Source organism: Smaragdicoccus niigatensis DSM 44881 = NBRC 103563, from assembly GCF_000380645.1.
Taxonomy (GTDB): Bacteria; Actinomycetota; Actinomycetes; order Mycobacteriales; family Mycobacteriaceae; genus Smaragdicoccus; species Smaragdicoccus niigatensis.
The window spans coordinates 124,192-138,793 of sequence record NZ_AQXZ01000013.1 but is presented as its reverse complement, the minus strand read 5'-3'; the positions used below and the strand labels follow the sequence as shown (position 1 = coordinate 138,793).

The 14,602-nt window shown below is 64.3% G+C and carries 11 protein-coding genes; 3 read left to right on the top strand and 8 right to left on the bottom strand.

The window, feature by feature from the left end; all coding sequences use genetic code 11:
* Window positions 1-43: 43 nt before the first annotated feature.
* The gene (locus F600_RS0106185) at window positions 44-856 is read left to right on the top strand and encodes a CoA transferase (protein ID WP_018159723.1); all 813 of its coding nucleotides are present in this window, start codon (window positions 44-46) and stop codon (window positions 854-856) included.
* A gap of 32 nt (window positions 857-888) precedes the next feature.
* Here F600_RS0106185 and F600_RS0106180 read toward each other — a convergent pair whose 3' ends face one another.
* Entirely contained in the window at window positions 889-1,845 is a 957-nt protein-coding gene (locus tag F600_RS0106180) for a purine-nucleoside phosphorylase (RefSeq protein WP_018159722.1), read from the bottom strand.
* A 122-nt stretch (window positions 1,846-1,967) separates the two neighbouring features.
* On the opposite strand from F600_RS0106180, the gene cls reads away from it, so the two are divergent.
* Window positions 1,968-3,428: a cardiolipin synthase gene (gene cls, locus F600_RS0106175; protein ID WP_018159721.1), complete on the top strand. Its 1,461-nt coding sequence runs from the start codon at window positions 1,968-1,970 to the stop codon at window positions 3,426-3,428.
* A gap of 4 nt (window positions 3,429-3,432) precedes the next feature.
* Here the strand turns inward: cls and F600_RS0106170 are convergent, their stop codons facing one another.
* Genes F600_RS0106170 through F600_RS0106160 form a run of 3 tightly spaced genes read right to left on the bottom strand, consistent with a single transcriptional unit; the run spans window position 3,433 to window position 7,455 of the window.
* Entirely contained in the window at window positions 3,433-4,803 is a 1,371-nt protein-coding gene (locus tag F600_RS0106170; RefSeq protein WP_018159720.1) for an FAD-dependent oxidoreductase, read from the bottom strand.
* 25 nt (window positions 4,804-4,828) lie between these two features.
* On the bottom strand, window positions 4,829-6,547 hold the full coding sequence (locus F600_RS0106165) for an NAD(P)-binding domain-containing protein (RefSeq protein ID WP_040630690.1): 1,719 nt from the start codon (window positions 6,545-6,547) through the stop codon (window positions 4,829-4,831).
* A complete protein-coding gene (locus F600_RS0106160; RefSeq protein WP_018159718.1) occupies window positions 6,547-7,455 on the bottom strand; it encodes an AurF N-oxygenase family protein in 909 nt (302 codons plus the stop codon). The genes F600_RS0106165 and F600_RS0106160 overlap by 1 nt, the downstream gene beginning before the upstream one ends.
* A 119-nt stretch (window positions 7,456-7,574) precedes the next feature.
* Between F600_RS0106160 and F600_RS30145 the strand changes: the two genes are divergently transcribed.
* A complete protein-coding gene (locus F600_RS30145) occupies window positions 7,575-8,174 on the top strand; it encodes a TetR/AcrR family transcriptional regulator (protein WP_018159717.1) in 600 nt (199 codons plus the stop codon).
* 8 nt (window positions 8,175-8,182) lie between these two features.
* On the opposite strand, the gene F600_RS0106150 is transcribed toward F600_RS30145, so the two are convergent.
* The 4 genes from F600_RS0106150 to F600_RS0106135 form a co-directional block, all read right to left on the bottom strand.
* Window positions 8,183-9,007, bottom strand: a complete 825-nt coding sequence (locus F600_RS0106150; protein ID WP_018159716.1) for an SDR family NAD(P)-dependent oxidoreductase — start codon at window positions 9,005-9,007, stop codon at window positions 8,183-8,185.
* Between the two features lie 3 nt (window positions 9,008-9,010).
* Entirely contained in the window at window positions 9,011-9,928 is a 918-nt protein-coding gene (locus tag F600_RS27140; RefSeq protein ID WP_060934593.1) for an alpha/beta hydrolase, read from the bottom strand.
* A 51-nt stretch (window positions 9,929-9,979) separates the two neighbouring features.
* On the bottom strand, window positions 9,980-10,915 hold the full coding sequence (locus F600_RS30140) for an alpha/beta hydrolase (RefSeq protein WP_018159714.1): 936 nt from the start codon (window positions 10,913-10,915) through the stop codon (window positions 9,980-9,982).
* Between the two features lie 67 nt (window positions 10,916-10,982).
* Entirely contained in the window at window positions 10,983-14,564 is a 3,582-nt protein-coding gene (locus F600_RS0106135; RefSeq protein WP_040630677.1) for a multifunctional oxoglutarate decarboxylase/oxoglutarate dehydrogenase thiamine pyrophosphate-binding subunit/dihydrolipoyllysine-residue succinyltransferase subunit, read from the bottom strand.
* Window positions 14,565-14,602: the final 38 nt, after the last annotated feature.

Genomic DNA, 14,602 nt, shown 5'->3' with positions numbered 1-14,602 from the left:
GCGATTGTCGTCAGGGGCCGAATTCTCAACGAAAGGGGAGCACGTGCTTCCGCTCGAAGGAGTGAAGGTCGTTTCACTCGCCATCAACCTGCCCGGACCGCTTGCCGCCTCACGCCTGGCTGAAATGGGCGCGACGGTCACCAAGGTCGAACCCCCGACCGGCGATCCACTCGCGGCGGCCGCCGCCGATTGGTACAGCGAGCTCACGGCTCGGCAGACGGTCGTCACTCTGGACATGAAGGCTGACCGGCCGAAGCTCGACGAGTTGCTGTCGGATGCCGACATTCTCATCACATCGATGCGCCCGTCGGCTCTCGAGCGGCTGGGTCTGGCGCGACCGCACGAGCAGTTTCCACAGCTCTCGCTCATCGAAATCGTGGGGCATCCGGGGGACCGCGCGGAGGTGCCGGGGCACGATCTCAACTACCAGGCCGTGCACGGAATTCTCACGCCGCCGCACATGCCGAGGGTTCCGATCGCGGACATACTCGGTGGCGAGCGGGCGGTGTCGGCTGCGCTGGCCGCCTTGGTCCGGCGGACGACATCCGGAACCGGTGCTGCGTACCGCGTTGCGTTGGAGGATGCGGCTGCGGCTGCGGGAGGTGCGGTTCGCCACGGTGTGACCGGCGACGATGCGCCCTTGGGCGGCGCGTTGCCGATGTACAACCTGTACAAGTGCGCCGACGGGTACGTGGCGCTGGGCGCCGTGGAACCGCACTTCTTCCTGCGTGCGCTCGAGGTCTTCGGCGAAGGCGGAACGTACGAGGAGTTCGCCGCGTTCTTCGCCGACAAGACGAAGGCCGAACTCGAGGCACTCGCGGCCGAGCACGACGTACCCCTCAACGGGGTGCGGTAGGGAGCGCTTCATCCGCCCGCCCGCGGCCACGCTCAGGTCGCGGGCGGATTCTTCAGTAGCTGCTCGACGAGCGCTTTCCCGACGGTGTACTGATTCTGGAGCGCTACCGGGAATCCGCCGCTCGCCTCGTCGAGGTGTGCGAGCACCGATTGCCCAGGGTAGGGCTGATCGAAATTGCTCATGGTGCGTAGCGACAGGTAGCGCTTCAGGTATCCGTGTGCGGCGAGTGCCCCGGCGGTGGCGTTGTCTTCCATCTGTGTCGTGCAATAGATCCCGGCACCCTGGGTTCGCACGTTCATGATGTAGGCGGCCGTGTCGGAGAGCTGCTTGCCGGAGAAGAAGTCGTCCCCGGTCATCGTGTCGCACTGGACTACCTCGGGTATGCGGCCAGCTTGGCCGGGGTAATTCGCACGTTCGGCGACCGCTTCGGGAGAATCTGCCAGTTTCACGTTCTGCGCCCAGCCGAATGCCTTGTCGACCAGGGCTGAATCGAGTTTGTAGGCATCGGTGCGGTAGTCCTCGACCGGCCGGAATCCGTACGGGACACTGGGTGCGTCGGCGGGGACGAGGTGGTTCCCAAGGTCGAAGTCGACAATCCAGCGGGCCAGTGCGGCGCCGCCGACGGTGCCCCGGTCCGGTGGGGTGCCGGCGATCCCGGCGGTGAGGAAATACGCGTGCGAGAAGTCGAACCTTCCGCTGCCCAGAATCGCCATCATCGTCGTGGCGGCATTGACCTTGCCCTGGCCGGTCTCGGCGACGCACAGCTTGTGGGAATTGCAGCGTACGGCCTGGGGCACGCCCGGGACGTCGACGATGTCAGGTAACTGTTCGTATGTCCGCCACACCTGGTTCTCTGCCTCGAACATCGTGATGACCAACACTCCGACGTCAATAGTGTCGGACCTGCCGGCAGGTCCCACGGTGCAGCCGGCGACGGCAAACGCGCCTATTCCCAACGCAATCGCGACCTTCCGACTGAACGAGGTCATTCCGCAGCCTCTCCAGATATCCCGCCGCCCATTGTCGACGAGTCGCCAGAGCTCGATTGCCGAAACAGCTCCCGTAGGGTGGAGGTTCTACCTTTGCATTCTTGATCGTGCCGGCCGGGGGGATGTCGTTGACTGACTGGCCTGTCGTGCTCGGTGTTCTCCTGGTGACGCTGCAAGTGGTGCTGCGCCTGATCGCTCTCGGCGTGATCCCCGGAAACCGGAAGCCGTCGACCGGGCTGGCGTGGCTCATGCTGATCCTGTTCGAACCATTCATCGGTTTCGCCGCCTTCCACCTTTTCGGTCGGGCCGAACTGGGCAAGCGACGGAAGCAGCGCCAGTTGAAAGCCCACGAGGTGATCGCGCAGCACGTCGGCATGGTCGAGTCGCCGCGGAGTGTCATGGATGCGCCGGACTACCTGAGCTCGGTCGCTCGTCTCAATCGCCGGCTCGGGTCGCTGCCGGTGCTCGGGAGCAATCGCGTCGACCTGCTCGACGACTATCGCGGGTGCCTCGCGGCAATGACCGACGCCGTCGATGCCGCAACGGATTTCGTGCATGTCGAGTTCTACATAGCGGCGTGGGACGACGAAACGGATGATTTTTTCCGTGCGCTCGTTGCGGCCACCGAACGCGGCGTCAAGGTCCGGCTGTTGTTCGACCACCTCGGCACCCGCACGCTCCCGACCTATCGGGACCTCCGGTCGCGTCTCTCCAAAACCCAGATCGACTGGCATGTCATGCTGCCCATCCGACCGCTGCGTCGCCGGTGGCGGCGGCCGGATCTCCGCAACCATCGCAAGCTTCTTGTCGTCGATGGTCGGGTCGGATTCACGGGTTCTCTGAACCTCACCGAGCCCGGGTACAACAAGCCGAGAAATCATCGCCTCGGTCGCAAGTGGGTCGAGCTCATGATCCGGTGTGAGGGGCCGGTCGTGCCCGCGTTGAACCTGGTTTTTGCGGCAGATTGGTACACCGAAACCGAAGAGATCCCAAACCTGCCGCTGCCGTTGTCGGAACCCGATGCGGTCGGTGACGTCGCCTGCCAGGTAGTTCCGAGCGGCCCGGGATACGTTGCCGAGAACAATCTGCGCATGTTCACGACTCTCATCTACTCGGCGACGCGTCGGATCTCGCTCACGAGTCCGTATTTCGTTCCGGACGAGTCGCTGTTGTACGCCGTCACCACCGCCGCGCAGCGCGGCGTGGACGTCGAACTATTCGTCAGCGAGGTCTCTGATCAGTTCATGGTGGGGCACGCGCAGGCCTCCTACTATCGCGCGTTGCTCGATGCCGGCGTGCGCATCTATCGCTACCCGGCGCCGCTGATCCTGCATTCGAAACACTTCACGATCGACGACGACGTTGCGGTCGTGGGATCCAGCAACATGGACCTCCGCTCGTTTGCGCTGAACTATGAGATCTCGGTGATGTTGTACGGCGGAGACGTGGTCAAGCGCCTCCGCGAGGTCGAGGACGACTACCGCGCCATGAGTCGGCAATTGACGTCAGAGGAATGGGCTCGCCGCCCCGCGCACAAGAAGTACGTCGACAACGTGATGCGCCTGAGTTCGGCCCTGCAATAGCGCGCTAACGCCTCACGAGTGTGGCGAGCGCGCCCGCGCGTTGGTCGGCGAGCAGGCTGCCCACTGTCTCCTGCGCGCAGGTCCGGTTCGTGCCGATGACGCCGGACGGCCCGCGCTTGATCCAGCCGACGGTGTAAACGGCGGGAAGCGGCTCGCCGGTCAATGGATCGACTACGCGGCCGGCGATGTTCGGAATCACGTGCCGTTCGTTGTCGAAGGGAACGCCAGGGATGGCACGTCCGTGGAATCCGACGGCATGGATGACGAGGTTGGCGTCGAGGATTCCGGCGCTCGTGCGGACCCCTTCGACGTGGCCACCGCCGAGAATCTCGGTGGGGGTTGCATTAAACCGCAGAATGATTCGCCGGCTACCGGGCGTGGGGACGGTTTCGGCGATCGTTCTCAGCAGTTGCATCTTCCGGTCTCCGGGAGATCCCGTCAGGTCAGCCGGGTCGACGATGACGTCGAGGCCTGGGATGTGGGTCAGAGCGAGTAGTTCCGGAGTGGTGAACGCCGCGTTCTCGGGTCCCCGGCGAGCGACGATCTCCACCTCGGAAATCGTGCTGTCGCCCAACGGGTAGGTGAGCAGAATCCGTGCCATGTCGAGCGCCACATTGCCGTTTCCGATGATCACGGCACGCTTGCCGGACAGCGAAATCGGGGCCGCTCGATAGTCCGGATGGTCGTTGTACCAGCCGACGAACTCACCCGCGCCGATGGAGTTTTCGAGCTCAGCACCCGGGATGTCGAGTCGGCGTGAACCGAAGGCGCCGTGCGCGTAGATGACGGCATTGAATCGGTCGACGAGCTCGTCGTGACTGACATCCTTGCCGACTTCGGTGTTGACGTTCAGCCGGAACCTGCGTTCTTTCTCCGGCGACCAACGGAACTGGCGCACCACGGACTTCGTCGCGGGGTGGTCGGGCGCAACGCCGTACCGGATGAGCCCGTGCGGGAGGTTCAACCGCTCGAACATCTCGACCCGAATGCCGGGATGCCGGAGGAGTTCTTTGGCGGTGTACATGCCGGCGGGACCGGACCCGACGATCGCGACGGTGAGTGCATTGTCAGACGTGACGAGGCGTTCCACTGCTTTCGTCGGAAACGTCGGGCTGAACGTCCTGCCGGCGTAGTACTCCGAATTCAGTTCGGTGTAGGCGGCGTGCTCAGGCTTCAAGGATTTCTCCGGGAAGATCGCGTCGACCGGGCACGCGTCGGCACAGGCTCCGCAATCGATGCACGTCTTCGGGTCGATGTAGAGCATTTCCGCAGTCGCGAATCCCGGCTCATCCGGCGTTGGATGGATGCATCCGACGGGGCACGCCGCGACGCACGCCGCGTCGTTGCAACAGTTCTGGGTGATGACGTAGGCCATTACTGCCTCTCAGTTGTTTCGAGCCTCAGAGGGTTGCGTAGATCGGGTACGGCGACGTGCCGCTCCCGACGATGTGCGAGCCGCCCCAGGTGTCCGAGTCGGTCAGCATGGCCCGAACCTCGGGATTGCCGGGAATCCGCAGTGTGACCGCGGTATTCGTCGCCGTGTGCACCTCCGCGAGTGCGGCGCACGGTTCGATTCGCCCGGACCATCGGATGGCGTTGTCGATCGGCTGATAGAGCGCGAGGAGATGGGCGACGACCGGATGCTCGGCGCCATCTGTCGTGACCAACAACGCTGGACCGTGGAACTCGTCGTCGTCGTCGCGTTCTTCGAGGGTCGTGAACTCGAAATCGCGAAGGTCGGGATTTCGAGTGGTCATCCAGTACGACAGTGTCGGCGCCGGCCAGATGGCTCGATTGACTCCGGCGGCATCGAGGTACCAACTCTTGCAACCGCCCGAGGTCCACACGGTGCCCTGAGATCGGCGCTGCAACTCGCGGTTGAACTCGGCCTGGACGTGCGCTTTGACCTCGACGCGGGTGGATTCGCCGCGGCGCATCGATTCGAGCAGCGTCATGATGTAGCGGGTTTGGGCTTCGATGAGGAAGACGACGGATTGGTTGCCGACACCGGTGTTCGGGCCCATGAGCATGAAGTAGTTCGGGAATCCATGGACGGCGAGCCCGAGGTAGGCCTCGGCGACGAGAGGCCGTCGGCCCCCGAGATTGAAGCCAGTGCCGTAGACGATGACATCGGCCCGGTGTTCCCGACCGTCCGCAGAACGGATGCCGGTCGGGGTCACCTCAGCGATCGGCTCGGTCACCAACGAAGCGTTGTCGTGCTGCAGCGCGGGGTAGAAGCGGTTGTCGAGGACCATGCGCTTGCATCCGACCTGGTAGCTCGGGGTGAGCTTGGCTCGCAGTTCGGGATCGCGGACCTGTCGACGCAAATGCGCGAGGGCGAGCGCACGCACCACCGTCATGTAGCGGGGCTCGAGGTACGCCGCCGTGAGTGCCTCGTGGCTCAAGTAGATGCCCGAGCGGACGAGTTTGCGCAATCCCGGAACGAGTCGGTACGCGGTCCGTTCGAGAGCCGGGATTGGCCGATCGGGCTTGGGCAGCACCCAGGCGGGCGTCCGTTGGAAGACCGTGACGTGCTCGGCCTGGTCGACCAGGTGCGGGATGAACTGAACTGCGCTCGCGCCGGTTCCGATGACCGCCACACGCCTGCCGCGAAAGTCGATCGAGTGGTCCCACTGCGCCGAGTGGAAGGACGTTCCGCGGAACGTTTCGATCCCCGGGAGGGCCGGAATTTTCGGCACGTGCAGTGGGCCCGTACCCGCGATCACGACGCGGCTCGTGAACTCTCGTCCGTCGGCGGCGGTGATCGTCCAGATGTCGCTATCGGCGTCGAACTGCTGCGCCACCACTTCCGCGCCGAACACAATGCTGCGACGCAGGTCGTACTTGTCGGTGACGTGCTTGAGGTACTCGAAGATTTCCGGCTGCGTTGCGTAGCCGCGGCTCCAGTTCGGATTCGGGGCGAACGAGAACGAATACATCAGTGACATGACGTCGCACGCCGCGCCTGGATAGGTGTTCTCGCGCCACGTGCCGCCGACCTCATCGGCCTTCTCGAGCACGACAAAGTTGTCGATTCCGGCCTCGCGCAGCTTGATTGCCGCGCAGAGGCCACCGAATCCGGCGCCGATGATGATGACGTCGTAATCAGGTCGTCGCATCACAGGAACCCGAAGTACTTCCAGGTCAGCCGCGAGATCGGATTCGTGAGCCCGTTTTCCTCGAGGAATTGGTACAGGTTCTCGAATGCAGCGCGGCGCCGTGCGCTCACTTCCTCATTCGCGCGGGCTTGGCGCATGGCTTCGTTGGCGTCGAGTCCGCAACGCTCGTAGACCCGCTTGTCGTAGAAGAGTCGCTGGAGGATGAAGCCGGCCGCGCCGTTTGCGGTCGCAGCGAACTGACGGTCGAGCCACGATGCGCGCTGGACCCGGCGGCGCACGCCTTCCCGGGCGAAGCGGATGTGTCGCGCCTCCTCGGCAACGTGGATGCGCATCACCTGGGCGATGATCGGCTGCAGGTCCTCGCTGTGGAGGTAGGTGCGCTGGGTGTCGTCGATCGTCTCCTCGCCGCACAGGGCCGCGACCCAGAGCATGAGTCCGCGGTAGGCGAACGGGAACGCCTGCACAGCGAGTGCTTCGGTGAGCGACAGGCGGTACGGCTTGGCGCCGATCGCCGCGACGGCCTTTCCGAACATGATCATGTGCCGCGTCTCGTCACCGATCTCGGTGAGGGAGTAGTGGACGCTCCGCGAGGTCGGGTCTTGGTGCAGCATGACCTGCAGCAGTCCCTGGTTCAGCGTGTTTTCGAACCACACCGCCCGACTCAGCATGTTCGCGCATTCCTGACGCGAGAGCTCGACGCGCTCACGGTGAGTCATCGCGTTCCACATGGGGGTGCCGTACAAGGAGATCGTCTCCCGCGGCATGTAGAAGACGTCGGGATCTTGGGGTGCGTCCCAGTCGATGTCGACGAGTGAGTTGTACGAACGTCGGGTCGATCCGGCGATCAGACGATCGGCGACGTCGTCGCGTGCGGCGATGTTGTGCTCGCGGTTTTCGATGATGGTCATCGCGCTCCTCCTTCAATCCGAACCGGATGAACGACGCGATGATTGTTTCGGCCACGCCGGCGGTATTAGTAGAAAAGTAGACACTTTATGTCTATTTGTCTACACCCTAGAATCGAACCATGCCGAGCGACGCGAACCCTGATCTTGTCGGCGATGCGCGTGCGCGGATCATGGAATCGGCGCTCGCGTGGGCGGCCTCGACCGGTCTCCGCAAGCTGTCGATGGACGAGATCGCGCGGGGAGCCCGGGTCGGGCGGGCAACGTTATACAAGTACTTTCCAGGCCGCGACGCGCTGCTCAGCGCGGTCATCGAACGCGAATTGGCCCGCTTCTTCGCTGAGGTGCGGGCGGTGACGGAGAGGTACTCGGACCCGGAGGACAGAATCGTCCACGGATTTGCCGCCGCTTACCGACTACTGCGTGATCATCCGGCGGTGCAGCCATTGCGGCGGCAAAGCCCGGAGCTGCTGGTGCCGTATGTCATCACGGACAGCAGTTACGCACTGAACCTCGGTCGATCGTTCGTCGCGGAGATGGAGGACGACGACTTCCCCGAGCCGCAGCGGCACCGGTTCGCCGAACACTTCGCACGGGCGTACCACTCGCTGATTTTGGTCCCCTCCACTGTGCTCGGACTCGACGAGCCGGGGGGAGCGGAGCAGTACGCACGCGACTTCTTGATTCCGGTCTTCCGTCACTTGCGCGAGAAGACGGCATAACGCAGCTGTCAGCTCAGCAACCGACCCGCGGCCGCCGCGACGATGCGCTGATACGTAGGTCCGAGCGTGCGGGCCATCAAGTCGATCGCCGTGGCGTCGAGGCCGATGAGAACGCGCGACTTCTTCTTCTCGACACCGTCCACAATCGTCTTCGCCGCGGATTCCGCCGACGTGCGGGCCATGAGCTTATTGAACTTCTCGGCCAACTGGGCTGCGTCCTTACCCTCGGCAGCGGTCGCTTTGTTCGCGATGTTGGTCTTGATGCCGCCTGGGTGGATACAGGTCACCGCGACCGGGTGACCGGCGATCCGCATCTCTTGGATGAGCGCTTCGGTAAAGCCGCGAACAGCGAACTTCGCTGCGTTGTAGGCACTTTGGCTCGGGATGGCGATGAGGCCGAAGACCGACGACACGTTGATGACGTGTCCGTCCCCAGACGCGATGAGGTAGGGGAGAAATGCCTTCGTCCCGTTGACGACTCCCCAGAAGTCGACGTCCATGACGCGCTCGATGTCTTTGAACTCCGAGACCTCGACATCACCAGTGAACGCGATGCCGGCGTTGTTGTAGATCTGGTTGACCTTGCCGAAGTGACGGGCAACCTCGTCCGCGTAGAGCAGAACAGCTTCGCGCTCGGCGACGTTCAGTCGGTCGACCTTGGGGTCGCCGCCGAGCTCGCGGACCAGGCGCTCGGTCTCGGCGAGACCTTCCATGTCGACGTCGGAGATCGCGACCTTCGCGCCCTTCTTCGTCAGGAGGAGCGCCAACTCGCGGCCCATGCCACTTCCGGCACCGGTGATGACGCAGACCTTGTCCTTGAACGCCTTGCTCATTGATCAACCCTCCTGAGGGAGAACGCTGCGGATGAATGCTCCGAGCGCCTCGGTCTGTTGTGCCGCGGGACGAAGGACACCGCTGAAGATGTGTCCGGAGTGCATGAATCCAGAGAGTTCCACGAGTTCGACGTCAACACCCGCGTCCCGCAGTGCCTGGGCGGTTTCCTTGGCTTGCGGATTGAGGATTTCGTCATCGGCAGCGTGGATCAAGGTCTTCGGCAGGCCGGTGAGGTCACCGAAGATCGGGGAGACGCGCGGGTCTCCAGGGTTCGCGCCGTCGAGGTAGGCATCGGCACACTCGTTCAGCCACTTCTCGGTGAGCATCGCGTCGCCTTCGCCCGCGGGTGGGGCAGCGGGCTCGGACCATGGCGAGATGAGCACTAGTCCGGCGAGAGACGCGTGTCGCGACCGGGTCAGGGCGCGGGCCGCGCTGAGCGCTAGGTTGCCGCCCGCCGAGTCGCCGGCGACGACCAACTGGTTCGCCGGGACGCGGTCCAGGATGCTGTAGGCGCCCGCGACCGCGTCGTCGTAAGCAGCGGGGAAGGGGTTCTCCGGGGCGAGCGCGTATTCCGGCGCGTAGACGCGGCAGCCCGAGGCCTGCGCCAGCCACGTCAGAAACGACTGGTAGGCATTCGGCGACATGACGCAGAAGGCCCCGCCGTGGAGGTAATAGACCGCACCGGCGCCGGCATTTGGCGGTGTCAGGACGAGGGTCCGTAGACCACCCAGCGTGGTCCACTCGACCTTGACATCGCCCGCGGACGGCAGGAGTTCGGACACCGTTTCCAGGAGCGTTCGCTGGGTCGGGATCGGCATCGAGTAGATCGTGCGCAGCAAAGACTGAATTCCCAGCGCCGACACCGGCGTCGGAATCGGCACGAAGCGCAGTAATGCGTGTGGATTTCCGGGAATACGCACTCTCGCAGCCTATCCGGTCGGGGGTGACGTGTTGTGTGAGTCCGAATGGTTTCATCCGGCCGGGCGCGACGCCAGGTCGGCAGATTCCAAACACTCGCGAACGAACCGGCCGACGCGTTCGGTCTGAACAGCGGCGTCCTTCAGCAGACCGGCGAAGATATGCCCGGAGTGGTACCAGTTAGGGACGTCCTCGAACGTGACGTCGACCCCGGCGGGGCGCAGCGCGCTTTCCGCCGCGAGTGCCTGATCGCGGAGGATTTCGGTCGTCGCAACCTGAATGAGTGTGGGCGGCAGTCCCCGTAGGTCGAAGCGAATAGGAGCGATGCGCGGGTCGGCGGAGTTCTTGGGGAAGTAGTCCGCCTGGACTTTGTCGGTCCAGCGCTCGGTCAGCATCGGGTCAGACGGGCCGGATACGGGAATGTCGGGGTCGACGAACGGCGACAGCAGCAGGAGTCCCGCGAAGGTATGGCGCTCCTGAGTGAGCGTGGCTGCGGCCCCCAGTGCCAGGTTTCCGCCCGCCGAGTCTCCGCCGATCACCAGCTGATCAGCTGGCACTTCGTCGAGCACCGCGCGGGTCGCGACAACGGCGTCTTCATAAGCAGCGGGGAAGGGGTTCTCCGGACCGAGCCGGTAGGCGGGGGCGTAGATCGTCACGCCCGCGGATTTCGCCATCCAGGTGAGCATCGACAGATACGCCTCTGGTGAGAGCACGCAGAAGCCGCCGCCGTGCAGGTACAACACCGCGCCGGGGCCGGGATTCTCGGGAGTGATCTTCAGCGCGCGAAGACCGCCCAGACTGCCGCGGTCGACGGTGACGCCGTCAGCGAGCGGAAGAAGGTCGGTCGCCTGGTTCAGCAGGATGCGTTGTGCTTCGAAAGTCGGTGCTGCCCAAACGGTTCGAAGCAGCGCGGTGATCGCGGGCGCCGCCAGTGTCGGCGGCAGTTCGACATTCCGAAAGGCGCTGAGGAAGTCCAAGGGCAACCGCATAAGAGAAGAGTGCAGGAAACCCCGCGACTGGCGCGGGGTTTCCTGCACTCTCGAGAACGCGAGGCGTCTAGCCGAACGCGTTGTCGATGATCTCCTGCTGCTCGACCGCGTGCACCTTCGACGAACCCGACGACGGAGCCGACATCGGACGACGCGAGATCCGCTTGATTCCGCCCAGCTTCTCCGGAAGGTACTCCGGCAGGTAGAGACCGAAGAACGGCCACGCACCCTGGTTCGCCGGCTCTTCCTGAACCCAGAAGAACTCGCTCGCGTTGGGGTACGCCTCGAGAGCCTCGTTGAGGCGGTACCGCGGCACCGGGTAGAGCTGCTCGATGCGGACGATCGCGACGTCGTCGCGGCTCTCCTTCTGCTTCCTGGCGATCAGGTCGTAGTAGATCTTTCCGCTGGTCAGAAGGACTCGCTTGACCTTGTTGCGGTCGCCGTCACCGACTGCGTAGGTCGGCTCGTCGAGCACCGAGTGGAACTTGCCGTCGGTGAAGTCCTCGATGTTCGAGACCGCGGCCTTGTTGCGCAGCATCGACTTCGGGGTGAACACCACGAGCGGACGGTGGATGCCGTCGTGCGCGTGACGCCGCAGCAGGTGGAAGTAGTTGGCCGGAGTCGACGGCAGCGCGACCGTCATCGAACCTTCGGCACACAGCTGCAGCCACCGCTCGATACGACCCGAGGTGTGGTCCGGTCCCTGGCCCTCATGTCCGTGGGGGAGCAGGATCACCACGTCGGAGAGCTGGCCCCACTTGGCCTCACCCGAGGAGATGAACTCGTCGATGATCGACTGCGCGCCGTTGACGAAGTCACCGAACTGCGCTTCCCAGAGAACCATCGCGTCCGGGTTGCCGACCGAGTATCCGTACTCGAAGCCCAGGCCTGCGTACTCGGTCAGCGCGGAGTCGTGAACGGAGAAGACGCCCGGGTTCTCGCTGCCGAGATTGTGCAGCGGGGTGTATTCGGCGCCGGTCTGACGGTCGATGAGCACCGAATGACGCTGGCTGAAGGTTCCGCGTCGAGTGTCCTGACCGCACAGTCGGATGCGCTTGCCTTCGTCGACGAGGGTGCCGAGAGCCAGGAGCTCACCCATCGCCCAGTCGACCTTGCCCTCGTACGCCATCTCGCGGCGGCGTTCCATGACCGGCCATACGCGCGGGTGGACCGAGAAGCCTTCCGGCAGGTTGACGTGGGCGTCACCGATGCGGTGCAGGACCGACTTGTCGACCGCGGTCACGAGCGTGGCCGGAATCTGCTGGTCCATTTCGACCGACTCGCTCGGCTCCGGGGTGAAGCGCTCGAGGTCACGGACCTCGTTGAACACCCGGTCGAGCTGGCCTTCGTAGTCGCGCAGGGCGTCGTCGGCTTCCTTCGGCGAGATGTCGCCACGACCGATCAGAGCCTCGGTGTAGGTCTTGCGAACGCTGCGCTTGGTGTCGATGACCTGGTACATCTCCGGGTTGGTCATCGACGGGTCGTCGCCCTCGTTGTGACCGCGGCGGCGGTAGCAGATCATGTCGATGACGACGTCGTTGTTGAAGCGCTGGCGGAAGTCCATTGCCAGGCGGGCCACCCAGACGCACGCCTCCGGGTCATCACCGTTGACGTGGAAGATCGGGGCGCCGATCATCTTCGCGACGTCGGTGCAGTATTCGCTCGAACGCGAGTAATCCGGCGCCGTGGTGAAGCCGATCTGGTTGTTGACGACGATGTGGATCGTGCCACCGGTGCGGTAGCCGCGAAGGCCGGCGAGGTTGAGCGTCTCGGCGACGACACCCTGACCGGCGAATGCCGCGTCACCGTGGAGCATGAGCGGTACGACCGAGAATCCACCCTGGCCGTCGCCCTTGTTGAGCAGGTCCTGCTTGGCGCGGACGATGCCTTCGAGAACCGGGTCGACCGCTTCGAGGTGCGACGGGTTCGCGACAAGAGAGACTTCGATGTCGTTGTCGCCGAACATCTGGATGTACGTGCCGCGCGCACCGAGGTGGTACTTCACGTCACCCGAACCGTGGGTCGAACCCGGGTTCACATTGCCCTCGAACTCGCTGAAGATCTTCGAGTACGGCTTGCCGACGATGTTCGCGAGAACGTTGAGGCGACCGCGGTGCGGCATGCCGATGACGACCTCGTCGAGGCTGTGTTCGGCGGCCTGGTCGATGACGGCGTCCATCATCGGGATGACGGCCTCGGCACCTTCGAGCGAGAAGCGCTTCTGGCCGACGTACTTGGTCTGCAGGAACGTCTCGAACGACTCGGCGGCGTTGAGCTTGCTCAGGATGTACTTCTGCTGCACGACCGTCGGCTTGGAGTGCTTCTGCTCGACGCGGTCCTGCATCCAGCGCAGCTGCTCCGGATCGAGGATGTGCATGTACTCGACACCGACGTGGCGGCAGTACGAATCCCGCAGGACCGACAGCACCTCGCGGAGCTTCATGCGTTCTTCGCCGTGGAATCCACCGACATTGAACTCGCGGTCGAGGTCCCACAGCGTCAGGCCGTGGGTCGTGACATCGAGGTCGGGGTGGCTGCGGAACTTCTCCTTGACCAGACGCAGCGGGTCCCAGTCGGCCATGAGGTGGCCGCGGCTACGGTACGACTCGATGATCTCGAGAACGCGGGTGCTCTTGTCGACGCCGCGTTCCTGGATGTCCCGGCGCCAGCGGACCGGCTCGTACGGGATCCCCATCGTGTGGAAGACCTCGTCGAAGAACTCGTCGCTGATGAGGAGCGTGTGCACGGTCCGCAGGAAGTCACCGGACTCGGCGCCCTGGATGATCCGGTGGTCGTAGGTCGACGTGAGCGTCATGAGCTTGCCGACAGCCATCTCGGCAATGCGCTCGTCGCTTGCGCCCTGGAACTCGGCCGGGTACTCCATGGCACCGGCACCGATGATCGCGCCCTGGCCGTTCATCAGACGCGGCACCGAGTGCACGGTTCCGATGGTGCCCGGGTTGGTCAGCGAGATGGTGACGCCGGTGAAGTCCTCAGCGGTCAGCTTGCCGTCGCGTGCCTTGCGGACGATCGTCTCGTAGGCGTTGTGGAACTGCGCGAAGTTCATCGTCTCGCAGTTCTTGATCGCCGCCACGACGAGCGACCGGCTGCCGTCCTTGCCCGGCAGGTCGATCGCGAGACCGAGGTTCGTGTGCGCGGGCGTGACCGCCGCCGGCTTGCCGCCGACCTCGGCGAAATGCCGGTTCATGTTCGGGAACTTCTTGACCGCCTGGACGATCGCGTACCCGAGCAGGTGCGTGAACGACACCTTGCCACCGCGGGTGCGGGCGAGGTGGTTGTTGATCACCAGACGGTTGTCGATCATCAGCTTGGCCGGGATCGCACGAACGCTGGTCGCGGTCGGGATCTGGAGCGACGCTGACATATTCTTGGCGATCGCAGCGGCCGGGCCACGCAGGACCTTCGCGTCGTCGCCGGCACCGGCCTGCGGGGCCGGAGGCTTCACCTCGGTCGCGGCGTTGTTCGCCGGGGCCGGTGTCGTCGACGGTTTGCGCTCCGTCGAGAGCGGCGCTACCTCTGCGGCCGCCGGCACCTGGACAGTCACCGAACTGTCCGGGGTGTAGTCGGCGAGGAAATCGTGCCAGCTCTTGTCGACCGACGACGGATCTGCCTTATAACGCTGATACATCTCATCAACGAGCCATTGGTTTTGCCCGAATTGAGATT